A 21,865-nucleotide genomic window follows, 5' to 3' on the forward strand; every position below is an offset into this window, starting at 1 on the left:
GCGAAAAGACTTCCCTCGGAGCGCTCGCCCGGCTAGAGAAGAGGGATGCCCTCACGTACCCCCGACGACATCCGCTCTGCGCTCGAGCAGTGCTACACCGCGATGGAGAAGCTCGCGGCCGATCTGAGTGACGCCGACTGGGAGGTCCAGTCGCTGTGTCCGGACTGGACCGTGCGCGGCGTGTTCGACCACGTCGTCGGCGTCGAAGCGGTTCTGGCCGGGTGGCTGCCCGACAGCGTGGACGAGCTTCCGCCGTTCGAGCGGGCGGCGGAGTTCGTCGCCGACCCGTCGCCCTATGCGGAGAAGATACGCACAGTCGTCGAGCAGCGCCGCCGCGACCTCGCGGCGCTGTCGCCCGAGGACTACGACCGGCCGTCCTGGATGCCCGTCGGCCCCGGCACGTACGGGCGCTTCCTCGCGATCCGCGTCTTCGACATCTGGGTGCACGAACGTGACGTCACCACCGCGCTGGGCCGGTCCACCGACGACGGCGGCATCGCGGCCGAACTGGCGCTCGATCAGGTGGCCAACTCGATCGGCTACATCGTCGGCAAGAAGATCGGCCTGCCGGACGGCACCAGCATCACGTTCGACCTCACCGGCCCGGTCACCCGGACGCTGCACGTGCGCGTCGACGGGAAAGCCACGGCAGTGGACCACCTCGACGATCCCGACGTCGTGGTCACCACCGACTCGACCACCTTCATCCAACTGGCGTCCGGCCGCATCGACCCTCAGGCTCAGATCGACGCCGGCCGGATCCACTGGACCGGGGCTGACGAACTCGGTGATCGGGCCGCCCGCAACCTGAGGTTCACGATGTGACGAATCCTGTTGACACGGTGGACTTCCACTTCGACGTGATGTGCCCGTTCGCCTACCAGACGTCGCGGTGGATCCGGGAGGTGCGCGACCTCGCCGGCATCACCGTCAACTGGCGCTTCTTCAGCCTCGAGGAGGTCAACCGGCGAGAGGGCAAGAAGCACCCGTGGGAACGCGAGTGGTCCTACGGCTGGTCGATGATGCGTATCGGGGCGCTGCTGCGGCGACAGTCGATGTCCGCCGTCGACGCCTGGTACGAACGGGCTGCGCGCGCCCTGCACGTCGAGGGTCACAAGCCCCACGATCCCGCCGTCGCCCGGCACCTCCTCACCGAGCTCGGTTTCGATGCGGGGCTGGTCGACGAGGCCATCGCCGACCCCACGACCAGCGACGAGGTGTTGGCCGACCACCGACGGGTCGTCGACGCCGGCGGCTACGGGGTGCCGACGCTGTTCTTCGCCGACGGGCAGTGCCTGTTCGGGCCGGTGCTGATCGACCCGCCGACGGGGGAGGCTGCGCTTCGGCTCTGGCATGCCGTGGTGGCGTGGACGGAGTTCCCGCACCTCTACGAACTGCAGCGCCCCAAGACGGCCGCCGACCAGGAGGCGATCACCGAGACGTTCCGTCCCTACCTGCAGGCCAGGGACTGGGTGTCGATCAACCGCGGCGAGGTGGTGCAGTTCGACGAGCCCGGCGTTTGACGGGCACACCGCAGCGGGTACGTCGGTCCGGTGGATCGCCTGGGGGGTCTCGATGCGGGCCTGCTGTACAGCGAATCGGCCACGGTGCCGCTCAACGTGTCGTCGGTCGTGCTCGTCGACACGTCGACGGTGCCGGGCGGGTTCACCTACGAGAAGTTTCGTCGCGACGTCGGCGACCGCATCCGGGCGCTGCCCGAACTGCGCGCCAAGCTCGGCGACAGTCAGTTCAACCTGGATCATCCAGTGTGGGTGCAGGACAGGGATTTTGACCTCGACCGCCACCTGAACCGGATCGCGCTTCCGTCACCCGGCGGGCGGGAGGAGCTGGCGCAGGTGTGCGGGCACATCGCCTCCATTCCGCTGGATCGCAGCAAGCCGCTGTGGGAGATGTGGATCATCGAGGGTCTCGATCGGGCCGCGCTCGACGCCGGTGGGCCGCTGGCACTCATGATCAAGGTGCATCATGCCGCGGTCGACGGCGTGTCGGCGGCGAACCTGTTGGAGACGCTGTGCGATCTGGAAGCGGATGCGCCGCCGCCTGCCCCGGTCGAGGGGCCGGGAGACGTGCCGGCGTGGGCGGTCGCGGCCGACGGGTTCGTCCGCTTCGTGACGCGGCCGTGGCAGCTGACGCGAGTGATTCCCGAGACCGCGGCGATGGTGGCCAAGACCGTCAACCGGGCCGTGTCGGGCAACGCGATGGCGGCACCGTTCACCGCGCCGAGGACCCGCTTCAACGCCGAGGTCACCTCGGAACGCTCGATCGCGTTGGTGCAGCTCGACCTGAGCGACGTCAAGAAGGTCAAGAACCACTACGACGTGAAGGTCAACGACGTGGTGATGGCGTTGTGCGCGGGGGCGCTGCGCGGATATCTGGCCGACCGCGACGAGTTGCCGGCCAAACCGCTGATCGCGGTCGTGCCTGCATCGGTTCACGGCCAATCGGACCGGCCCGGCCGCAACCAGCTCTCGGGGATGTTCTGCAACCTGCACACCGACGTCGCCGACTCGCTGGAGCGCCTCGAGACGATCGCCGCATCGAACAGGCGGGCCAAGGAGCACAGCGGCTCCTTGGGTCCGACTCTGCTGGTGGATCTGGCGCAGCTGCTGTCGCGCAACATGTACGGCTGGATGCTGGCGATGCTGTCGCGTACCCCGTTGACCCGCACCGCCATTCACAACGTGGTGATCTCCAACGTCGCCGGCCCGCCGGCGACGTTGTACAGCTGCGGCGCCGAGGTCACCGCGCTCTACCCGCTGGGGCCCATCTTCCACGGCTCCGGGCTCAACATCACCGTGATGTCGGTCGGCGACCGACTCAACGTGGGCATCATCTCCTGCCCCCAGCTCGTGGATGACCTGTGGGACCTGGCTGACCGTTTCGACGTCGAACTGGGTGAGCTGCTGCGCGGCTGCTGAGCGGATCAGTAGTCCCACACCGTCGGCACCGCGCGAAAAGCGTCGTCCGTCGCGGCGACTCGGCACAGTGACGGGAACGGTAGGTGAGTGGCGACGAGGGACTCGCCGGTCGCGGCGAGTTCCCGCAACAGCTCGAAGCGCACGCGTGCGGCCTCGTCCGGGTCGTGTTCGAAACCGTTGTGCCACTCGGGATTGCCGAACCCGGGGGCGAACACCGCGTCCCCGGCGAACGTCAGCCGCGCACCGCCCGACTCCAGTCGCACGATGCTGTGTCCCGGTGTGTGACCCCCCGTGCGGCTGACCACGACGCCGGGTGCCACCTCGGCGTGCTGCTCGAATGTGCGCAGCCGGCCGTGGTACTCGGTGAGGAACCGGGTGGCCGTCGAGCGCAACACCTCCGGCACCGGTTCGGGCATGTCGGTGCGGGAGAAGTCGGGTGCTTCCCAGAACTCGGCTTCGGCGGCTGCGGTGTGGACGCGCAGATTCGGTCGGAGGCGCTCGCGCAGACCGTCACTGAGCAGGCCGCCGACGTGGTCCATGTGGAGATGGGTGAGGACGACGTCCGTGATGGTCGCCGGATCGATGCCGGCGTCGTGCAGCCGGTGGGCAGTCTGACCGGCCCGAGGGAATCCGGGGAATTCCAGTCCGAGGCCCGAGTCGACGAGGATGGTCTGGTCGCCGCTGCGGACGACGACCACGTTGAGCGGCCAGTCGAGCACGTCCGGGGGCAGGAACATGTCCTGCAGCCATCCGCCCAACGCGGCCGGTTCGGCATTCGTGCCGAGCGTCCGCGCGGTGATCGGTAGGACGCCGTCGCTGATGATCACCACCTCGATGTCGCCGACCTGCACCGCGTAGCGCGACGGCACCAGCTCGCTCCCGGCCGATGTGGTGCCTTCCACGTGATCGATGGTCATGCTCGCTCCCTCGTGTTCGATTGCGGCGTCGAGTACGCCTCTGCGACCAGGAACGCGGCGCAGCTCCGCGACTCATCCTGGGAGTAAATGTTTTTCATGTCGCCGATCCGCCGCCATCCACACGCAGGATCGCGCCTGTGATGAAACTGGCCCGGTCGGAGGCGAGGAACAGCACGGCCTGGGCGATCTCCTCGGGCCGACCGGTACGGCCGAGCGGCAGCGCGCGACCCAGTTCCTCGTTGACCTCGCCCCACTCGGCGGCGACACCCTCGGTGCGGGTGGGTCCGGGCGCGACGGCGTTGACGCGTACACCGAAGCGGCCGAATTCGACCGCCCAGGTGCGGGTGAGCGATTCCACGGCTGCCTTGGTCGCGCTGTAGGTCGAGGCGGCGGGCACCCCTTTCGCGGCCACCATCGACGAGATGTTGACGATGCTGCCGTGCCCGCGCTGCACCATGCCGTCCACCACGCCGGCGGTCAGAAAGTACAGCCCCCGGATGTTGACATCGAGCGTGCGCTCGAAGGACGCCACGTCCTGCTCCAGCGTCAGCGCACCGGGAAACGCCGCGGCGTTGTTGATCAGGACATCGACGTCGCCGGCGCCGGCCACCTCGCTCACCGCGGTCAGGTCTGCCATGTCGGCGGACACGAAGCGGATGTTGGGATGCGCTGCGGCCGAACGGCTTCGGTCGACGTCGCGGCCGGTGACAATGACCTCCGCTCCGGCATCGGCCAGTGATCGCGCGCAGGCCAGACCGATCCCGGCTGTACCTCCTGTGACGAGAGCTCTTCTCCCGGACATCTCCATGGACGACTCCTTTCTCGGGGACGACACCGATGAACGGGGCGGGGCCGTGAGATTCATCCCATGCGGTCGAGCGTGCGCGGGGATGAACCGGTGGAGGCTCCGCCGTTCCTGGCGCCGACTCATTCATTCGGACAGGAGGTTTTCGATGGACGTCTACGAGGCGGTGATGACGCGGCGGGCAGTGCGCGGTTTCACCGCGCGACCGGTGCCGCCCGACATCGTGGATCGGGTGCTCACCGCGGCGGCCTGGGCGCCGTCGGGATCGAACCTGCAGCCCTGGCGCATCTACGTGGTGCGAGGACCGGAGCTGACGGCACTCAAAGAGCGTGCGGTGGCACGTGTGGCGGCTGGCGACCCCTGGGATACTCCGCAGTTCGAGATGTATCCGGCGCCGACGCCCGCACCGTATGCGGAGCGGCGCAGCGATTTCGGTCGTCGGCGATACAGCGCGCTGGGGATCGACCGCGACGACTGGGAGGCACGCCGGCGAAGTGCGATCGGCAACTGGTCGTGCTTCGGCGCACCCCTTGCGATGTTCTGCTACATCGACCGCCGGATGGGGCCGCCGCAGTGGGCGGATGTCGGCATGTATCTGCAGACCGTGATGCTGCTCCTTCGCGCCGAGGGCTTGAGCAGCTGCCCTCAGATGGCATGGTCGATGACGCACACCACAGTCGGCGAGACGGTCCATCCTGACGACGATCTAATTCTCTTCTGCGGACTCAGCGTGGGATATGCCGACCCGTCGGTCCACGACGTGCGCACCCGACGAGCTCCTCTTGCCGACACCGTCTCGTTCGTCCGTGACATGAGTGCGGCCCGGGGATGAATCGCGACGCCGTCGCTCGTTCTCCCCGCTGACAGAGTGCCGACCACCACAGAAAGGCCAACTCATGAACATCGTCGTCATCGGCGGAACCGGTCGCATCGGGTCGTCCGTTGTGGGGCTACTCGCCGAACGAGGCCACGATGTCGTTGCCGCGGCACCCTCGACCGGTGTCGACACCTACACCGGCGCCGGACTCGCGGATGTCCTGGCAGGTGCCGATGTGGTTGTCGACGTGTCGAATTCGCCGGAACTCGACGACAGCGCCATCGATTTCTTCCGGGTCGCCACCGGAAATCTGTTGGCTGCCGAGGCAGACGCCGGGGTGGGCTACCGCGTCGCGCTGTCGGTCGTCGGCACGGACAGGCTCGCGCCGCAGAGCGGCTACTTCGAGGGCAAGCTGGAACAGGAACGCATGATCGCCGCCGGACCGGTTCCGTACACGATCGTCCACGCCACGCAGTTCTTCGAGTTCGTTGCCACACTGGCAGATTCGGCGACGGTCGACGGTGAGGTGCGGTTGCCGCCCGCCTACTTCCAGCCGATGGCCGCCGCCGACGTCGCGACCGGTGTCGCTGATGCCGCGACGGGGGCGCCTGCGAACGGGGTGATCGAGATCGCCGGCCCGGTCGCCGTGCTGCTCCCGGACCTGGTCGGGGTCGCGCTGACCGCTCGCGGTGACACCCGCCCCGTCGTCGCGGACTCCGCGGCGCGGTACTGGGGTGTCGCGCTCGAGGAACGCACCCTGTGCCCCGGTGCCGGTGCGCGGACGTTCGACACCCGATTCGAGGACTGGATTCTGCGGTCCGCGATCACGCACTGACGGCCTGACGGTAAGGTCGGTCAGCGCCACCATCTTCCATCACACGCGGCGGAGTTCAATGTCGGGTCGGGACGTGTCTCTACACGGTCGCGGACTCGAATGCGCCGAGCTGGACCGCGTTCTCGCGTCGGTCCGCGGCGGCGCCTGCGAGGTCCTGGTCCTGCGCGGTGAAGCCGGCGCGGGCAAGTCGGCGCTCCTCGGTCATCTGACGTCGGCTGCCACGGGCTTTCGCGTACTGACCGTCGCGGGCGTGCAGGCCGACATCGAACTCGCCTTCGCCGGACTCCACCAGCTCTGCGCGCCGCTGCTGGAGCAGTCCCGCGGTGTGCCTGAACCGCAGCGTCGTGCACTCGACGTGGCGTTCGGTCGCGATGTCGGCGACACCCCCGACCGGTTCCTGGTGGGGCTGGCGGTCTTGAGTCTGCTGTCGACCGCGGCGGCGGATCAACCGCTGCTGATCGTGGTGGACGACGCGCAGTGGCTCGACAAGGTGTCGCTGCAGACGCTGGCCTTCGTCGCCCGCCGGCTGCTGGCCGAGCGGATCGCTCTGGTGTTCGCGGTTCGCGAGCCGACCGCACCGCTGGCGGGACTACCGGAAATGGTCGTCGCCGGACTCTCCGACGCAGCCGCGCGGGACCTGCTGGACTCGGTGATGCCGGGCGGTATCGATCCGCGAGTTCGCGACAGGGTGGTGGCCGAAACCCGGGGACTGCCGCTGGCGATTCTCGAAGTGCCGCACAGCATGTCGGCTGCCGAACTGTCGGGTGGCTTCTGGATTGCCGGCAAACGCTCGTCACCGGCGGCCGTCGAGCAGACCTACGTCCGGCGTATCCGTGCGCTTCCTGCTGCGACCAGGCAATTGCTCCTGCTTGCGGCGGCCGAACCGGTCGGCGACTCTGCGTTGTTCCTGCGCGCTGCCGCACGCCTGGGTGTCGCGATCTCCGAGCTCGGCCCGGCGGAGAGCGAAGGCCTGATCGAGTTCGGTCCCCGGATGCGGTTCGCCCATCCGTTGATGCGGTCGGCGGCCTACCGCGCTGCCGACCTCGCCGACCGCAGAGTCGTCCACGACGCGTTGGCTGAATCCACCGACACCGCAATCGATCCCGATCGGCGCGCCTGGCACCGAGCACAGGCCGCCGCCGGCCCCGATGACGAGGTGGCCGCCGACCTCGAAAAGTCGGCGGCGCGGGCCCGGTCCCGCGGCGGTATCGCCGCTGCGGCAGCCTTTCTCGAGCGCGCGACGGTGTTGACGGCCGACCCGGTCCTGCGAGCGGAGCGGGCGCTGACCGCCGCGGTGGCCAAGCGCGACGCCGCGGACACCGCGGCTGCCTACGATCTGCTCGCCATCGCCGAATCCGAAGGCACGTCGGAGGTGCAGGCCGCCACCGCCACCCGGCTGAGAGCGCAGATGCAGTTCGTACGCAGCCGCACCGGCGACCCGGGGGCACCCCGGGTGGCCGAGACCGCTCCCTTGCTGCTCGAGACGGGCCGCCGGCTGACCCGACTCGATGACTACGGCGCCCGGGAGTGCTTTCTGGAAGCTGTTGCAGCGCTGATCTATGCGGGCCGACTCGCCGAACCTGCGGCTCTGGACCAGGCCGGTGCTCTCGCGCTCGAGGCGACAGCGGACCCGTCGACCGCACAGCGACCCATCGACCTGCTGCTGCGAGGCATCGCCGAGCGACTCACCGGAGGGCCGGGGACCGGGACGGTGACGCTTCGGGCCGCGCTGACCGCCATGTGCGATCAGGTGGAATCGGACGAGTCCTCGGTGGCGCGGTGGCTCAGCGTCCCGGCGTTCCCCGTCCTGCAGGAGTCCGCGGCACACGAGCTCTGGGACGAGGACCTGGTGCGACGGCTGGCGGAGGCGGCGGCGCGATACACCCGCTCTGCCGGATCGCTGGCCGCGATGCCCCGCGCCCTGACCTTCCGGGCCGGGGTGCACGTGGTCAACGGGGACTTCACCGCCGCCGACCATCTGCTGTCCGAGGCGGCGTCGATCATGGCGGCCACCGGTGCCAAGGGATCGGTGCGCTACCACTCGTTGCTGCTGGCCGCGTGGCGTGGCGACGCCGCCACCGCCGAGAGTCTGCTGACCGGGGCCGTGTACGACGCTCAGGTACGGGGCGAGGGTCGCCTTCTCGGCTTGACCGCCTACGCCCGGGCTGTGCTGTTCAACGGCCTCGGGCGCTACGAGGAGGCTCTGGCCGCCGCGCGCGACGGCTGCCGTTACGACGATCTGGGTTTCCGGGGCTGGTCGCTGTTCGAGTTGATCGAGGCGGCCAGCCACGCCGGTGACCGCGCGGCCGCGGAAGAGGCGTTCGAGCTCTTTGCGCGCAGTGCCGGGGCATGCGATACCGATTGGGCCGCCGGCGCGCTGTGCAGCGCCCGCGCGATGTTGACCGACGGCCCCTCCGCCGAGGTCCACTACCAGCGCAGCGTCGAGCACCTGTCCCGCACCTCGATCGTCGTGCACCTGGCCCGGGCCCGGCTCGCGTACGGCGAGTGGTTGCGACGCGCCAACCGGCGCAACGATGCCCGAGAGCAGCTGTCCGCAGCGCATCGCGCCTTCGACGCGATGGGCGCGCAGGGTTTCGCCGAGCGGGCGCGCCGGGAGCTCGCCGTGGCAGGGGAGAAGGTACGCCGACCGCAACCCACGAGTACACCTGCTCTCACCGCGCAAGAGACCCAGATCGCCAAGCTCGCCGCCGAGGGGTTGACCAATCCCGAGATCGGCGCGCAGTTGTTCCTCAGCAGCCACACCGTCGAGTGGCATCTGCGGAAGGTGTTCGCCAAGCTCGGCATCACGTCGCGCCGCCAGCTGCGCTCGTTGCCGATGTTGCGCTGACCTGCGCCCACCACGTGGTTCCAGGGTGAGACCACGGAGTCTCTGGGGCTCGGAACCGGTATCTGCCGACGAAGGTGGAGTCAGGCCCCGGCCGGGGCGATCGATCTCCGAGGAGCGTCCATCATGACCATTGCCGCCATCGTTCCGACCGCGAGACCCGACACAGATGAAGCCGCCCGGTTCGCCCGCGACATCAGCCCTCACCTGGAGGTGTTGGAGCGCGGCGCCCGTCGGCGCACGCTGTGCCGAGCCGACGCCGAAGATCTGGTGCAGGACACGCTGATGCGTGCCTTCATCGGTTTCCACACGTTCGAGCCAGGGACGAACGTCCGGGCGTGGCTGTTTCGCATCATGTACAACCAGTGGGTCACCACGTACCGCGCCAAACAGGCACGGGCGCAAGAAGTGTCGGTCGGCACAGGAGCCGATCACGATCTGTCGGCCGAGATCCAGACGCGCCACGCCGCAACGGCATCGGCGGAGGACGTTTACCTCGACACCGTTCCCGCCGCAGACGTCCGGGCGGCTCTGGCGACACTGCCTGAGGGCTTCGCCGACGTTCTGTACTACGCCGACATCGAGGGCTACACCTACGCGGAAACCGCCGCCCTTCTCGACGTTCCCATGGGCACCGTGATGTCGCGGATCCATCGCGCCCGGCGCCGCCTTCGCCTCGCCCTGGCCGCCGCAACGCAGCGCGAGGCGCTCGACACCGATCGCTTGAGTGCCTGAGGCGGTGATGAGCGACCACTACGACAACGGCTGGGAAGACGCGCTGACGGTGCTGCAGGACGTGACGCCGCCCGTCATCCGCGACGGTGTCCACGCGATGACCGTGCTCGTCGACTATCCCGCGGGTAGCGCCGGCGCCCCGCCGCACCGGCATCCCGGCGGGCCGGCCTTCGGGTACGTGCTCGACGGGGAAATGGTGTTCGAACTCGAGGGCCAGGCACCCCGCATCGTGCGGTCGGGGGAGGCGTTCTGGGAACCCGGTGGTGACGTCATTCACTATTCGGACGCCAACCACCGGACCGATGCGCGGCTGCGTTTCCTGGTCACGATGCTGTGCGCGCCCGATATGCCGATGCTCGTTCTCGTCGAGGAGGACGAATTGCGGGCGCGCAGGCATCTGCGCGTGACCGCTCACTGACACCGCCGGATGCTCACCCGGTAGGTTTTCTTTTCGGTGGAGGGGTCACACGATCAGGCTGCGAGGAAAGGACGCCAACAGTGAGCACCCCACGCGTCGGGACGCGGTTCGGGCCCTATGAGCTGCAATCGGTGATCGGCGTCGGGGGTATGGGCGAGGTGTACCGCGCCTACGACACGGCCCGGGAACGCATGGTGGCGATCAAGCTGCTGCGCCCGGAGATGGCCGCCGACCCGAGCTTCCAGGAGCGTTTCCGCCGCGAGTCACGGGTCGCGGCCCGGCTGCAGGAACCGCACGTCATCCCTGTGCACAACTTCGGGGAGATCGACGGTGTGCTCTACATCGACATGCGCCTCGTCGAGGGCGCCAGCCTCAAAGAGGTGCTGCGCACCCATGGCGCGCTGCAGCCGCGGCGCGCGGTCGCGATCATCCGTCAGGTCGCCGCGGCGCTCGATGACGCGCACGCCAACGGGCTGGTCCATCGCGACATCAAGCCGGAGAACGTGCTGCTGACGCCCGACGACTTCGCTTATCTGGTGGACTTCGGCATCGCCCACGGCGGCGGAGAGGCGACGGTCACCTCCACCGGGTTGGTCGTCGGATCGTGCGCCTACATGGCGCCGGAGAGGTTCAGCGGGGAGCGCGGCGGGCCGGCATCGGATGTGTACTCGTTGGCGTGTCTGCTCCACGAGACGCTGACGGGCCGGGCGCCCTTCGAGGCGGGCGATGTGCGGCAGGTGATGAGCGCACACATGTTCTCGGCGCCGCCGCGGCCCAGCATCATGCGGCGCGGAATCAGCCGGGCGTTCGACGACGTGGTGGCCCGCGGGATGGCGAAGTCACCGGGGGATCGCTACACCTCCGCCGGGGACCTTGCGCGCGCCGCCGGTGCTGCGGCCGAACGCGCGCCGAGTGCGGCGCCGGTCGGCCCGGTCGCGTCGCCCCCGTCGACGCGGCAGTTCTCGGCACCGCATCCGACGACACCGCCGCCGTACGCGCCGGGACCGACGCCCGCTGCGCCGCGTCCGGCGCGGCGGTTCAGCCAGGGGCAGATCGCGCTGATGGTCGCCACGATCGTGCTGCTCACCGCCGCGGTGGTGCTCGCTCTCGTCCTCGTGTTCAGCGGCGGCGGCACCGGGACCGCACCGACCACGCGCCTCGCGCCGCCGGCATCGTCTGCGTCGTCTTCTGAAGAGACCACGACGTCGAAGGAACCGAGCACGACGACCTCGAACAGTCAGCCGATCAGCGGGGTCTCCGGTACGGATTCGCAAGGCTTCATGGGACATTCAGCCCGCTGTGACAGCGGCGACTCGGCCGCGGCCGCGATCCGCACGGCCCAGTCATTGGCGGTGGTGTGCAAGGCCGGTGACAGCTACTACTACCGCGGAGAGCGGTTACGGGACGGCGCGAGTCTGGAGCTGCAGAACGCCCAACGCTCGGGTGCGGGGTTCACGGTCACCAACCCCGCCGACGGCATCCAGTACGCCGTGCAACCGGACGGGTTGACGCTGTCCAGCAGTCGCGGCGTCGATCGGGAGCCGGCAGTGGAATACGGCTCGAGCTGAGCGATCGGGCGTAAGGTACCGGCTACGCGAACAGGGGAGGGCGCCGATGACCACCACAACAGTGCCGAGGTCGAGCGGCGCCGCGACCCGGCGGGCGATCTGGAACACCATCCGGGGGTCGTCGGGAAACCTCGTCGAGTGGTACGACGTCTACGTCTACACCGTGTTCGCAACCTATTTCGAAGGCCAGTTCTTCGATGAATCCGAGAAGAACTCGACGGTGTACGTGTACGCCATCTTCGCGATCACGTTCGTCATGCGGCCGGTGGGATCGTGGTTCTTCGGCCGCTTCGCCGACAGGCGAGGACGACGGGCGGCACTGACGTTCAGTGTGTCGCTGATGGCGTTGTGCTCGTTGGTCATTGCGATCGTGCCGTCGCAGGCCGTGATCGGCAGTGCGGCGCCGATCATCTTGATCCTGTCCAGGCTGGTGCAGGGGTTCGCGACCGGCGGCGAGTACGGTACGTCGGCCACCTACATGTCGGAGGCGGCGACGCGAGAGCGGCGCGGGTTCTTCTCGTCGTTCCAGTACGTGACGCTGGTCGGCGGACACGTGCTCGCCCAGTTCACCCTCCTCGTCCTGCAGACCTTCCTCGACGATGATCAGCTGCGCGAATTCGGTTGGCGCATCGCATTTGCGATCGGCGGTCTGGCCGCGATCGTGGTGTTCTGGCTGCGGCGCACGATGGACGAGTCGCTGTCCGACGAGGTGATCGAGGCGGCCAAAGCCGGCAAGGATCCCGGTGCCGGGTCGATGCGCGCACTGTTCACCGAGTACTGGCGTCCCCTGCTGCTGTGCTTCCTGATCACCCTCGGCGGCACGGTGGCGTTCTACACCTACAGCGTCAACGCGCCGGCCATCGTGAAGACCGCCTACAAGGGCGAAGGCATGACGGCGACGTGGATCAACCTGGCCGGGCTCGTCTTCCTCATGCTGCTGCAACCGGTGGGCGGGATGATCAGCGATCGGATCGGCCGCAAGCCGATGCTGGTGTTCTTCGGGATCGGCGGGGTGATCTACACCTATGTGCTGATCACCTACCTGCCCGAGACGCGTTCGCCGTTGACGTCTTTCGCGCTGGTGGCCGCGGGATACATCATCTTGACCGGTTACACCTCGATCAATGCGCTGGTGAAGTCAGAACTGTTTCCCGCGCACATCCGGGCCCTCGGCGTGGGCGTCGGTTATGCGCTGGCCAACTCGATGTTCGGGGGCACGGCGCCGCTCATCTACCAGGCGCTCAAAGAGCGCGACCAGGTGCCGTTGTTCATCGGCTACGTCACGGTCTGTATCGCGATCTCGTTGATCGTGTACGTGTTCTTCCTGCGCAACAAGGCCGACACCTACCTCGACCGGGAGCGGGGATCGGCGTTTCGGGCGTGACCTGCTAGCGCTCCAATGCCATGTCCCAGAACGCGATCTCGTGGTCGAGGACCTCGCGGACGAGGTCGCCATGCGCGTCGGCGTCGGCCACACTCTCGAGTCCGCTGACGTAGTCGGCGAACTCCGGCACGGTCCAGTGCTCGACGAACTCGGCGAACGGGGAGTCGTCGGACTTCGCGTGGGACCAGGCGAGCAGATAGACCCTCTCGATCACCCACAGCGCGGTCAGCGCGGCGGCCGCCGGCGCGGCGTCCAGGCGGAAGAGCAGATCCCGGTACGCCAGCGTCGCCGGTAGTGCGGTCTGCAGCATGTCCAGCCCGCGTTCACCCGCTTTGTCGTCGAACCAGTCCAACTCCGCGACCAGGGCCACGCATCCGCCGGCGAGCACCCCCTGCGCCGGGCGGGGGGCCCGCGCCAACAGCCGCGCCTGGAACGCCAGCAGATCGGTGACGAACAACGAATCCTGGACCAGCCAACGGTCGAACGCGTCGGCGTCGATGGTGCCGTCTCGCACCGCGTCGAGAAAAGGATGCTGGGTGGCTGCGGTCCACAGCGAATCGTGCATGCGGGCAACACTAGTCATGCCGAAGGCGGCGGGCACGCAGCCCGCCGCCTCGGCGCTCGCTCAGACCGTCAGAAGCCTCTCGAAGAAGCTGCGGTAGCGCTTGAGCGCGACGCGCAGGTCCTCGGTCGAGGCCTGCTCACCGCGGCTCCACTGGTCTTCGAGCCGCGAGCGGGCCTGCCCGAAGCCGGTGGTCAGCTGTTGCACCAGATCGGCCACCAGACTGTCGGCCTTCTGCACGCAGTCCTTGGGATCGTCGACGAAGCTGGCCTGGACCGCGTCCCACCGGGCGCGCAGACCGGCGAGTTCGTCGTGCGCGAAAAGCCCGGCATCGGGGTCGGTTTCGCGCTCGTGGTGGTGCTCTTCTCTGTGATGCTGGTCGGGGTGGTGCTGTGCGCCCGCGACCTGGGGGTCCATCGGCGCCGTGGGCGGGCCGGCGCCCTGGGTGCCGGTGACGTCGTCGCGGGTCGGGGCGACCTGGTCCTCCGGAATGTAGCTGGGATTTTCCGTCGAGAACTGCCGCGACTGGTCGGTGTGTTGATCGTGGGTGGTCATGCGCGCGCCTCCTTCGAGGTGTCGTTGTCGGTGGTGTCGAGAAGTCGCTCGAACAGGGCGCGGTAGTGCACGAAGGCTTCCCGCTGACGTTCGGTGTTGACCTCTCCGCGCTCCTGCGCGGTGTGCACGCTGTGTGCTGCCCGGTAGTTCTCGACGATGTGCGGGTGGTCGACGGAGATGTCGGCGGCGCGGCGCTCGAAGTCGTCGACGGGGTAGCCGCGCTGGCGCATCACCTCGGTGACGAGCAGGTCTGCGGTGCCGACGGCGCGAGCGGGATCGTCGACGAACTCCGTCTGGACCTGTGCCCATCGCACTTCGAAATCGTTGCGCGCCACGGGGGACAGCGCCACGATGTCGAGCTTGTCGCGCTTGCGGGCCCGGTTGGCGAGTTCTTTCTCCGCCGCTTTGGGGTCACCGGCGCGCTGCACGGTCCGGTCGTACTCCGGTCCGAAGTGGGCCTTGAGGTCTTCACTGTTTGTGCGTTTACTGCGGGAACGCACTGCCAGCACCACCAGCACGATCACCACGATGATTGCTGCGGCAATCAAAATCCATTGCCAGGTAGGCATTTCGAACTCCTTTCGTGCACGTCGGGTAACCGTGGCGTGGTCTACGCAAACGTCAGTTTGTGACCGGCGCCACGCGGCCCAGGTCAGAGGTCAGAAGTAGTGACGCCGGCCGCCGACGGCGCGTCCGGTGGAGCCGAGGATCGCGAGGACGGCCCCGACGACGAGCAGGATGACGCCGATCGTGGTGAGGATGGAGATCTTCAGTAGCAGTCCTGCGATGACCGCGATGATGCCGAGAATGATCATGATCGATCCTTCCGTAGAGGGAGTTTCGGCCGTTCGACCACGTTCAGTCGACCACCCTCAAGGGTGTGGCGGTACACCCCTAAGGAGGTAATGTCGGCGCCGTGTCCGAGCCCATCACCGTGGCGCTGATCGACGACTATGACGTCGTCGTCCAGGGTGTGGCCAACATGCTCGAGCCCTACCGGGATCGCGTCGTGGTTGCGGAGCTCGATGCGAGCACGCCACTGAAGGACACGGTCGACATCGCGCTCTATGACAGCTTCGCCCAACCGGAGTCCGACCACGAGGAGATCGGCGTCCTGGTCGCCAACCCGTGTGCGCGTCGAGTTGTGGTGTACACGTGGAACTTTCACCCTGACTTGATATCCAGTGCGCGGGAGCGCGGCGCGCACGGCTATCTGTCGAAGACCCTGCCGGCGCGCGAGCTGGTGGCCGCGCTGGAGGCGGTGCACCGCGGCGAGACGGTGGTCAGCGAATCGCCGCCGCGCAGCCGGCCCGCGCCGGGCAAGGACTGGCCCGGCCGCGGCGAGGGCCTCAGCGATCGGGAGGCCGAGATACTGGCCCTCATCACACAGGGCAAGAGCAACGCCGACGTCGCGCGGTTGACGTACCTGAGCCCGAACACGGTGAAGTCCTACATCCGCTCGCTGTACCGCAAGCTCGACGTCGAGAGCCGAACGCAGGCGGTGCTGTGGGGGACCCGGCATGGCTTCCTGCCGGATCACCACCGCATCGAGCACTGGAAGGGTGGTCCGTAGGACCTAACTCTCCCGCGCGTGCGGGTAGGTGTCGGCGCGGTGCTGAAATGACAGGATCTCGTCGTTGAGCACGACCCCGTCGCGCATCTCGACGGCGCGCTCAATGGTGGCGCTGCCCTCCCACTCCGCCGGCCCGCCCAGGACCGTCTCCAGATGCGGCAGCAGCGCCTCGCTGATCTCCCAAGTCGCGGAGTTGAACAGATAGGACGGGCTGTGGTCGACCGCGTAGTAGTGAATACCGTTGTCCAACAGCCGAAGCGGATCGGCGAACGACGTGGGCTGCGCCCAACTGAAACCCATGCCGGCGTCGCAGGACACGTCGACGATCAGGCTTCCGGGCGTGAAGTCCGACAGGTCGTCGTCGGTGGCGAAGATCAACGGGCTCGTGGGGTTCTGCAGCACGCAGTTGACGGCGATGTCGTGGTCGGCGAGCAGTCTCGCGACGGGGATGACACCGTCATCGCCGGTGTCGACCCACGTCGCCTCCGGCGGGGCGTCGTCGTCGTGTCCCATCTGCAGGATCTCGGTGGACGGGATCGGTGCGGCGACGGCCGCGACATCCCGGTTGGTCAGCACGCGGACCTCGTCGACACCGTGGGCGTTCAACGCGGTGACGGCGCCGCGGGCGGTCGCGCCGAAGCCGATGACTACCGCACTGAGACGCCGGCCGTAGTTCCCGGTGACACCGATCAGGGACAGCGCGTGCAGGACCGAGCAGTACCCCGCGAGTTCGTTGTTCTTGTGGAAGACGTGCAGGGCGAAGCTGCCGTCGGCGTTCCAGTGGTTCATCGACTCGAACGCGATCATCGTCAGCCGTCGGTCGATGGCGGCCTGCGTCACGTCAGGGCTCTGGACCAGATGCGGCCAGCCCCAGACTATTTGCCGCTCCCGGAACTCAGCCAGGTCCTGTGCTTCGACCTTGGGCAGCAGGATGACGTCACAGTCGGCGATCAACTGCTCCCGGGTCCGGATGCCGCCGACCAGAGCAGCGAGGGATTCGTCGGTGGCGCCCAAGTGGGACCCGTAACCGTGTTCGACGAAGATCCGGCTGCGGATCGACGGGTCGATGCGGGCGAAGTGATCGGGGTGGATGGGCAGCCGGCGCTCATCGGGTTTGCGCGAGGTGGCGAGGATGCCGAGCGTCAGTGCGGGGGCGTCAGTGTTCGCGCTCACTCGGCTGCCTTCTGGGGCCGGGCGCCGTCGGCGCGCAGAGCAAGCAGCCGGGATGTGGCGACGGAAAACATGGTGATCTCAGATCTGCTCGAAGGGAGATCAGTACACGCCGCGATCGGGGTGCTGTCAAACAGCTGTCGGGGTCGTCGTCCGTGCCATCATGGCGGCCATGGGATTCGAGAAGATCGACGAGATTCTTGACGGAGTGACGGCGAGCGGTTCGCTGCACGGTGTCGCCGCGACCGTGGTCGGCCGTGACGGCGTCCTCTACGAGCACGCCGCCGGAGATGCCAAGCCCGACACGATGTTTCGCAATGCATCGATGACGAAGGCTGTCGCCACCACCGGCGCACTGCAGCTCGTCGAGCAGGGTCGGCTGGCCCTGGATGCCACGGTGGCGTCGATCCTGCCCGAGTTCGGCGAGCTGCAGGTGCTGGATGGCTTCGACGGCGGGGAGCCGGTGCTGAGGGCGCCCACAACGCAGGCGACCATCCGGCAGTTGATGACGCACACCGCCGGCTGCGGTTACCACTTCACCAACCACAAGCTCTTCACCTATTGCACGGAGCACGACTTCCCCAACGCCCTCGACGGCGTCAAGCGCAGCCTCCGCGCACCGCTGATCAACGATCCCGGAACCGTCTGGGAGTACGGCGTCAACACCGACTGGCTGGGGCTGGTCATCGAGGCCGTCAGCGGTCAGTCGCTGAGCGCCTACCTGACCGAGCACGTCTACGGTCCGCTCGGGATGACGGAGACGACGTTCGACCCGACCGATGAGCAACGTGCGCGGCTGCTGCCGATCCGGTTTCGCGCGGCGGACGGCAACCTGGTCGCCACCGACCTCGATCTGCCGGCGGCGCCGGAGTGGGACGCCGGCGGCCACGGTTCCTACGGCACGATCGCCGACTACGGACGCTTCGTGCGGGCCTGGCTGAACGGCGGTGAACTCGACGGCACGCGCATCCTCGCCGAGGAGACCGTCGAGCTCGCGCTGCGTGATCACCTCGGCGGGGCGCCGCTGCCGAAGGAGTCGATATCGACCGTGCCGGAGCTCAGCAACACGGTCGCGCTGCTGGATGTGCCGCAGGGCTGGGGCCTCGGATTCCACCTGTACCTGACCGATCTGCCGGGCATGCGCAGCGCCGGGTCGGCCGACTGGTCGGGGCTGTTCAACAGCTTCTACTGGATCGACCGCACGGCCGGCGTCGCCGCGGTCATCGCGACACAGGTGCTGCCGTTCTTCGACGACGCGATGGTCAAGACGATCCTCGGGTTCGAGGCCGCGGTGTACGCAGAACTCGGCGCTGCCGCCACCCCGTAGCCTGGGGTATGCCTTTAGACGCCCTGGGGGTTGTCCGCACGCGGATGGGGAGCGCGCTGTTCGGGATGGTGGCCGGCCCGGAAGGGCCCGAGAACCGCGCCCGCATCCACGAGACGCCCGGCCCTCGCTGGTTCGCCGAGGACCGTCCGATCCGGCAGGTGCATGCCGACGCGTCGATGTTCGTCGGCGGGCTGCGGGCGCTGCTGCTGCAGTCGCTGCATCCGCTGGCGATGGCCGGGGTGGCCGAGCACTCCGACTACCGCGGCGACCCGTGGGGCCGGCTGGCCCGCACGAGCACGTTCCTGGCGGTGACGACGTTCGGCCCGGCCGACGACGCGCAGCGCGCGGTCGACAAGGTGCGTGGCATCCACCGCCGGGTGCGTGGCGTCGCGCCGGACGGGCGGGCCTACGAGGCGGGAGATCCGCACCTGCTGGAGTGGGTGCACATCGCCGAGGTCGACAGCTTCCTGCGCGCACATCAGCTGTACGGTTCGGCCCCGCTGGATCAGACGGGCCGTGACGGATACGTCGCAGACACCGCGGAGGTGGCCGCCAGACTGGGTGTCATCGATCCGCCGCGTACGGAAGCCGAAGTGGCCGAGAGACTTTCCTCGTACCGGTCGGAGCTGGCCGGGACCGCCGCCGCCCGCGATGCGGCGCGGTTCCTGCTGCTGACCCCGCCGCTGCCGATCCTTGCGCGCGCCCCGTATGCCGCGCTCGCGGCCGCGGCGGTGTCGATGCTGCCGCGGTGGGCGCGCGGACCGCTGTGGCTGCCGTACTTCCCGCCCGCGGAGGCGACAGTGGTGCGCTCGGCCGGGCATGTGCTCGTCGGCGGCATCCGCTGGGCGATGTCCGCCAACGCGGGATGAGCGGTTCTTACAACCTCTTGATCTGCAGCTATTGCGTCAATACGTCCGATATCGGACTATATATGCATGCCTGAAATGACGGCGGCCGACGCCGCCGAACACCTGCAGGTGTCCCAACGGCAGGTGCGACGCCTGGCCGACGACGGCGTTCTCATCATCAGCCGCGTGGTCGGGCGCTCACTGCTCCTCGACGCTGCATCGGTGCACCGACTCGCGGGGCGCGTCCGTCACAACGGGAGACCGTGGACCCCGGCGACCGCGTGGGCCGCACTTGCACTCTTGTCCGGCGGGAGCGCGCCGTGGATGGATTCCGCGGCCCTGTCCCGTTTGCGCCACCGCCTACGTGCCGCGCATGCATCCGAGGTGGCGTGGTTGGCTCGCGGGCGTGCCCGTGTGCACCAGATGCGGGGCTGGGGTCGGGACGATGGTCTCGTCCTCACCGGCGTAAGTGCGCTGCGCGATCCGGAGGTGGCCGCACGGTTTGGCTTGTCGACTACGGAGCGGGGAGCCGACGGTTACGTCGCGGCAGGCGACTTCACCGACACCGTAACCAAACTCGGTCTTGTCGGGGATCTCCAAGGTGACATGACCGTGCGCGTTGTTCCAGAGGATGCCGGATATCCCGTCGATCGGCCGCTCATGGCAGCTATCGCCGTGGATCTGTCTGAGTCTCTTGACACTCGTGAAGCGTCCGCGGGGGAAAGGGTGCTCGAGGAATTGCTCGACACATTCCGCGCCGGCAACACCCGCGGCGAAAACGTCCGGTGAGCCAGGCTGCGGCCAGCGAGCGTCCCGTGTCGAAGATTGAATCCCCTCCGGGAGGTTGGCCCCCACCGTGGCCACAGCTCTTTGAGATCGCCCGAACCATCCCGCCTACCCAATGGACGCTGGTGGGCGGGCTGATGGTGCAACTCCATGCCGCGAGGGCTGGATTGGCGCTAACCCGCCCAACGGTCGACGTCGACATTATCTTGCATATCCAGACAGGGGCGGTCACCTTCAACAGTGTCCGCGATGACCTGGAAGGGCTTGGGTACACGCTTGTGGAACCGATGGGTGACGGGCCGATCCACCGATACGTTCGGGGACGGACCAGCACAGAGACAATCGACGTGATGGTGCCGGACCGCCTGCCGGAGGGAAAGCGGCCGAAAGCTCTACGGCGACTCGTGTTCGCAGTCCCTGGCGGCACCTCGGCCTTGAAGAAAACTGTGATCTGCGGAGTGGACGATGGCGGCGATCTCTTGACATTAAGCGTCCCAGATGTCCTTGGTGCACTCGTGCTGAAAGGCGCGGCTTACATGGCGGATTCACGAGACCGCGTCCGCCATCTGGACGATGCCGCCAAGCTCGCCTGCGCTGTGACGGACCCAGTTGCCGACCGGGAACGCAGGATTGGCAGCGACCGTAAGCGACTCGAAGCGCTGTGGAAGCAGCTACAGGACGTAAACCACCGCTCGTGGATCGCGACCGGGACTGCTGCCCGTCGTGGGCGCGCAGCGCTTCAGGTGCTGGCCGGCGACTGAGTCAGCCCTACACCGATACGGTGACGACGACCTTGTCGCCGCACCGTTGCGCCGCTGAGGTGAACGCCTCTGCTGCCTCGGCGAGCGGCCGCCGCTGACTGACGATGGCGTCGAGATCGATTCCACCCGTCGCCATTTTGATCGCCCGCGGATAGGTGTCGTTCATCCGCCGCACCATGGCGAACGTCAGCCCTTTGCGCCGGGCCGCGGCCGCCGGGAACGACGACGCATCCTCCGACGGGATGCCGCCGAGTGCGATCCGCGCTCCCGGCCGGGCCGCGGCCACAGCCGTCGCGATCGCGGCATCGGTGCCGGCCATCTCGATCACCGCATCGACGCCACGCCCCTCGGTCGCGTCCAGCACCTCGTCGCTCGCCGCATCGGGCGGGAGGGCGGCGTCGACACCGGCGCGCAGCGCGGTGGCGCGGCGGTGGGCGAGCGGTTCGACGAGGAACACCCGCCGGGCTCCGGTCCGGCGCAGCACCTGCGCGGTGAGTACGCCGATCGGTCCGCCGCCGACGACGAGGACGTCCATGCCTGAACGGATGTGGCCGACGCCGACGGCGTGGATGGCCACACCGAGTGGTTCGAGCAGCGCACCGGCGTCGTCGCTGAGCCCGTCGGGTAGCGGATGCAGCAGATGATCCGGCCATACCAGGTGCTCGCGCAGGGCTCCGTCGAGGGTGCCGTGGCCCGCGAATTCGACGGTGGGGCAGAGGTTGTGGAAGCCGGCGCGGCACATCTCGCAGGTCTGGCAGGGGATCGCGGGGTCGACGGCGACCCGGCGGCCGGTCAGCGGGCCGGTGAGCGCGACGGCGGCGAACTCGTGGCCGGGCACGACGGGCCGCTCGATGCGGTTCTCCCCGATGCCGCCGTCGGTGAACCAGTGCAGGTCCGAACCGCAGATGCCGACGGAGGTGACAGCGAGCAGCGACCAGCCCGGCGGGGGTTCGTCAGGGTCGAGTTCGCGGTACACACGCAGATCACCGACGCCGTGCAGACGGGCGGCGAGCATCATCG

The 21,865-nt window shown here is 68.2% G+C and carries 23 protein-coding genes; 15 read left to right on the forward strand and 8 right to left on the reverse strand.

Going from position 1 to position 21,865, the window contains the following annotated elements:
• The first annotated feature begins 45 nt into the window (after positions 1-45).
• Genes ACXYX3_RS03905 through ACXYX3_RS03915 form a run of 3 tightly spaced genes read left to right on the forward strand, consistent with a single transcriptional unit; the run spans position 46 to position 2,939 of the window.
• The gene (locus ACXYX3_RS03905; RefSeq protein WP_458610216.1) at positions 46-825 is read left to right on the forward strand and encodes a maleylpyruvate isomerase family mycothiol-dependent enzyme; all 780 of its coding nucleotides are present in this window, start codon (positions 46-48) and stop codon (positions 823-825) included.
• A 38-nt stretch (positions 826-863) separates the two neighbouring features.
• Positions 864-1,523 (forward strand): mycothiol-dependent nitroreductase Rv2466c family protein, encoded by a 660-nt coding sequence (locus ACXYX3_RS03910; RefSeq protein WP_458611970.1) that lies wholly within the window; start codon positions 864-866, stop codon positions 1,521-1,523.
• A gap of 30 nt (positions 1,524-1,553) precedes the next feature.
• Positions 1,554-2,939: a WS/DGAT/MGAT family O-acyltransferase gene (locus tag ACXYX3_RS03915; RefSeq protein WP_458610217.1), complete on the forward strand. Its 1,386-nt coding sequence runs from the start codon at positions 1,554-1,556 to the stop codon at positions 2,937-2,939.
• Between the two features lie 5 nt (positions 2,940-2,944).
• Here the strand turns inward: ACXYX3_RS03915 and ACXYX3_RS03920 are convergent, their stop codons facing one another.
• On the reverse strand, positions 2,945-3,856 hold the full coding sequence (locus ACXYX3_RS03920; RefSeq protein ID WP_458610218.1) for an MBL fold metallo-hydrolase: 912 nt from the start codon (positions 3,854-3,856) through the stop codon (positions 2,945-2,947).
• 94 nt (positions 3,857-3,950) lie between these two features.
• Complete coding sequence (locus ACXYX3_RS03925; protein ID WP_458610219.1) at positions 3,951-4,664, reverse strand: SDR family NAD(P)-dependent oxidoreductase; 714 nt, start codon at positions 4,662-4,664, stop codon at positions 3,951-3,953.
• A 145-nt stretch (positions 4,665-4,809) separates the two neighbouring features.
• Here ACXYX3_RS03925 and ACXYX3_RS03930 point away from each other — a divergent pair, with 145 nt between their 5' ends.
• From ACXYX3_RS03930 to ACXYX3_RS03960, 7 genes are all read left to right on the forward strand, one after another.
• Complete coding sequence (locus tag ACXYX3_RS03930; protein WP_241205297.1) at positions 4,810-5,493, forward strand: nitroreductase; 684 nt, start codon at positions 4,810-4,812, stop codon at positions 5,491-5,493.
• Positions 5,494-5,557: 64 nt separating this feature from the next.
• Positions 5,558-6,313, forward strand: coding sequence for an SDR family oxidoreductase (locus ACXYX3_RS03935; protein ID WP_458610220.1), 756 nt, complete (start codon positions 5,558-5,560; stop codon positions 6,311-6,313).
• 58 nt (positions 6,314-6,371) lie between these two features.
• Positions 6,372-9,161 carry a helix-turn-helix transcriptional regulator gene (locus ACXYX3_RS03940; protein WP_458610221.1) on the forward strand — a complete coding sequence of 930 codons (2,790 nt, stop codon included), beginning with the start codon at positions 6,372-6,374 and terminating at the stop codon, positions 9,159-9,161.
• A gap of 123 nt (positions 9,162-9,284) precedes the next feature.
• Positions 9,285-9,893, forward strand: a complete 609-nt coding sequence (locus tag ACXYX3_RS03945) for a sigma-70 family RNA polymerase sigma factor (protein WP_458610222.1) — start codon at positions 9,285-9,287, stop codon at positions 9,891-9,893.
• Between the two features lie 7 nt (positions 9,894-9,900).
• A complete protein-coding gene (locus ACXYX3_RS03950; protein WP_458611971.1) occupies positions 9,901-10,311 on the forward strand; it encodes a cupin domain-containing protein in 411 nt (136 codons plus the stop codon).
• A gap of 80 nt (positions 10,312-10,391) precedes the next feature.
• Positions 10,392-11,879: a serine/threonine-protein kinase gene (locus ACXYX3_RS03955; RefSeq protein WP_458610223.1), complete on the forward strand. Its 1,488-nt coding sequence runs from the start codon at positions 10,392-10,394 to the stop codon at positions 11,877-11,879.
• Positions 11,880-11,925: 46 nt separating this feature from the next.
• On the forward strand, positions 11,926-13,263 hold the full coding sequence (locus ACXYX3_RS03960; RefSeq protein ID WP_458610224.1) for an MFS transporter: 1,338 nt from the start codon (positions 11,926-11,928) through the stop codon (positions 13,261-13,263).
• Between the two features lie 4 nt (positions 13,264-13,267).
• Here ACXYX3_RS03960 and ACXYX3_RS03965 read toward each other — a convergent pair whose 3' ends face one another.
• The 4 genes from ACXYX3_RS03965 to ACXYX3_RS03980 form a co-directional block, all read right to left on the reverse strand.
• Positions 13,268-13,828: a thiaminase II/PqqC family protein gene (locus ACXYX3_RS03965; RefSeq protein ID WP_458610225.1), complete on the reverse strand. Its 561-nt coding sequence runs from the start codon at positions 13,826-13,828 to the stop codon at positions 13,268-13,270.
• A 60-nt stretch (positions 13,829-13,888) separates the two neighbouring features.
• A complete protein-coding gene (locus tag ACXYX3_RS03970; protein ID WP_458610226.1) occupies positions 13,889-14,380 on the reverse strand; it encodes a hypothetical protein in 492 nt (163 codons plus the stop codon).
• The gene (locus ACXYX3_RS03975) at positions 14,377-14,949 is read right to left on the reverse strand and encodes a hypothetical protein (protein ID WP_458610227.1); all 573 of its coding nucleotides are present in this window, start codon (positions 14,947-14,949) and stop codon (positions 14,377-14,379) included. Before ACXYX3_RS03975 ends, ACXYX3_RS03970 begins: the two co-directional genes overlap by 4 nt.
• Positions 14,950-15,039: 90 nt before the next feature.
• A complete protein-coding gene (locus tag ACXYX3_RS03980; protein WP_458610228.1) occupies positions 15,040-15,195 on the reverse strand; it encodes a DUF6131 family protein in 156 nt (51 codons plus the stop codon).
• 101 nt (positions 15,196-15,296) lie between these two features.
• Here ACXYX3_RS03980 and ACXYX3_RS03985 point away from each other — a divergent pair, with 101 nt between their 5' ends.
• Positions 15,297-15,953 carry a response regulator transcription factor gene (locus ACXYX3_RS03985; RefSeq protein WP_458610229.1) on the forward strand — a complete coding sequence of 219 codons (657 nt, stop codon included), beginning with the start codon at positions 15,297-15,299 and terminating at the stop codon, positions 15,951-15,953.
• A gap of 3 nt (positions 15,954-15,956) precedes the next feature.
• On the opposite strand, the gene ACXYX3_RS03990 is transcribed toward ACXYX3_RS03985, so the two are convergent.
• Positions 15,957-17,126 (reverse strand): N(5)-(carboxyethyl)ornithine synthase, encoded by a 1,170-nt coding sequence (locus ACXYX3_RS03990; protein ID WP_458610230.1) that lies wholly within the window; start codon positions 17,124-17,126, stop codon positions 15,957-15,959.
• Between the two features lie 169 nt (positions 17,127-17,295).
• Between ACXYX3_RS03990 and ACXYX3_RS03995 the strand changes: the two genes are divergently transcribed.
• The 4 genes from ACXYX3_RS03995 (at position 17,296) to ACXYX3_RS04010 (ending at position 20,845) form a co-directional block, all read left to right on the forward strand.
• Positions 17,296-18,450, forward strand: coding sequence for a serine hydrolase domain-containing protein (locus ACXYX3_RS03995; protein WP_458610231.1), 1,155 nt, complete (start codon positions 17,296-17,298; stop codon positions 18,448-18,450).
• 8 nt (positions 18,451-18,458) lie between these two features.
• Positions 18,459-19,319, forward strand: a complete 861-nt coding sequence (locus ACXYX3_RS04000; RefSeq protein WP_458610232.1) for an oxygenase MpaB family protein — start codon at positions 18,459-18,461, stop codon at positions 19,317-19,319.
• 66 nt (positions 19,320-19,385) lie between these two features.
• Positions 19,386-20,087 (forward strand): hypothetical protein, encoded by a 702-nt coding sequence (locus tag ACXYX3_RS04005; protein WP_458610233.1) that lies wholly within the window; start codon positions 19,386-19,388, stop codon positions 20,085-20,087.
• 122 nt (positions 20,088-20,209) lie between these two features.
• Positions 20,210-20,845 carry a hypothetical protein gene (locus tag ACXYX3_RS04010; RefSeq protein WP_458610234.1) on the forward strand — a complete coding sequence of 212 codons (636 nt, stop codon included), beginning with the start codon at positions 20,210-20,212 and terminating at the stop codon, positions 20,843-20,845.
• Between the two features lie 7 nt (positions 20,846-20,852).
• On the opposite strand, the gene ACXYX3_RS04015 is transcribed toward ACXYX3_RS04010, so the two are convergent.
• Complete coding sequence (locus ACXYX3_RS04015) at positions 20,853-21,863, reverse strand: zinc-dependent alcohol dehydrogenase (RefSeq protein ID WP_458610235.1); 1,011 nt, start codon at positions 21,861-21,863, stop codon at positions 20,853-20,855.
• Between the last annotated feature and the right edge of the window lie 2 nt (positions 21,864-21,865).

Source organism: Mycobacterium sp. Panama NTM2, from assembly GCF_054355555.1.

Excerpts from the sequence above, each read along its gene's own strand:
- ACXYX3_RS03925 (WP_458610219.1), bottom strand. The coding sequence starts at position 4,664 with ATGGAGATGTCCGGGAGAAGAGCTCTCGTCACAGGAGGTACAGCCGGG.
- ACXYX3_RS04000 (WP_458610232.1), top strand. The coding sequence starts at position 18,459 with ATGCCTTTAGACGCCCTGGGGGTTGTCCGCACGCGGATGGGGAGCGCG.
- ACXYX3_RS03970 (WP_458610226.1), bottom strand. The coding sequence starts at position 14,380 with ATGACCACCCACGATCAACACACCGACCAGTCGCGGCAGTTCTCGACG.
- ACXYX3_RS03920 (WP_458610218.1), bottom strand. The coding sequence starts at position 3,856 with ATGACCATCGATCACGTGGAAGGCACCACATCGGCCGGGAGCGAGCTG.
- ACXYX3_RS03905 (WP_458610216.1), top strand. The coding sequence starts at position 46 with ATGCCCTCACGTACCCCCGACGACATCCGCTCTGCGCTCGAGCAGTGC.
- ACXYX3_RS03935 (WP_458610220.1), top strand. The coding sequence starts at position 5,558 with ATGAACATCGTCGTCATCGGCGGAACCGGTCGCATCGGGTCGTCCGTT.
- ACXYX3_RS03910 (WP_458611970.1), top strand. The coding sequence starts at position 864 with ATGTGCCCGTTCGCCTACCAGACGTCGCGGTGGATCCGGGAGGTGCGC.
- ACXYX3_RS03945 (WP_458610222.1), top strand. The coding sequence starts at position 9,285 with ATGACCATTGCCGCCATCGTTCCGACCGCGAGACCCGACACAGATGAA.
- ACXYX3_RS03960 (WP_458610224.1), top strand. The coding sequence starts at position 11,926 with ATGACCACCACAACAGTGCCGAGGTCGAGCGGCGCCGCGACCCGGCGG.
- ACXYX3_RS03995 (WP_458610231.1), top strand. The coding sequence starts at position 17,296 with ATGGGATTCGAGAAGATCGACGAGATTCTTGACGGAGTGACGGCGAGC.
- ACXYX3_RS03965 (WP_458610225.1), bottom strand. The coding sequence starts at position 13,828 with ATGCACGATTCGCTGTGGACCGCAGCCACCCAGCATCCTTTTCTCGAC.
- ACXYX3_RS04015 (WP_458610235.1), bottom strand. The coding sequence starts at position 21,863 with ATGATGCTCGCCGCCCGTCTGCACGGCGTCGGTGATCTGCGTGTGTAC.
- ACXYX3_RS03975 (WP_458610227.1), bottom strand. The coding sequence starts at position 14,949 with ATGCCTACCTGGCAATGGATTTTGATTGCCGCAGCAATCATCGTGGTG.
- ACXYX3_RS03950 (WP_458611971.1), top strand. The coding sequence starts at position 9,901 with ATGAGCGACCACTACGACAACGGCTGGGAAGACGCGCTGACGGTGCTG.
- ACXYX3_RS03980 (WP_458610228.1), bottom strand. The coding sequence starts at position 15,195 with ATGATCATTCTCGGCATCATCGCGGTCATCGCAGGACTGCTACTGAAG.
- ACXYX3_RS03930 (WP_241205297.1), top strand. The coding sequence starts at position 4,810 with ATGGACGTCTACGAGGCGGTGATGACGCGGCGGGCAGTGCGCGGTTTC.
- ACXYX3_RS04005 (WP_458610233.1), top strand. The coding sequence starts at position 19,386 with ATGCCTGAAATGACGGCGGCCGACGCCGCCGAACACCTGCAGGTGTCC.
- ACXYX3_RS03940 (WP_458610221.1), top strand. The coding sequence starts at position 6,372 with ATGTCGGGTCGGGACGTGTCTCTACACGGTCGCGGACTCGAATGCGCC.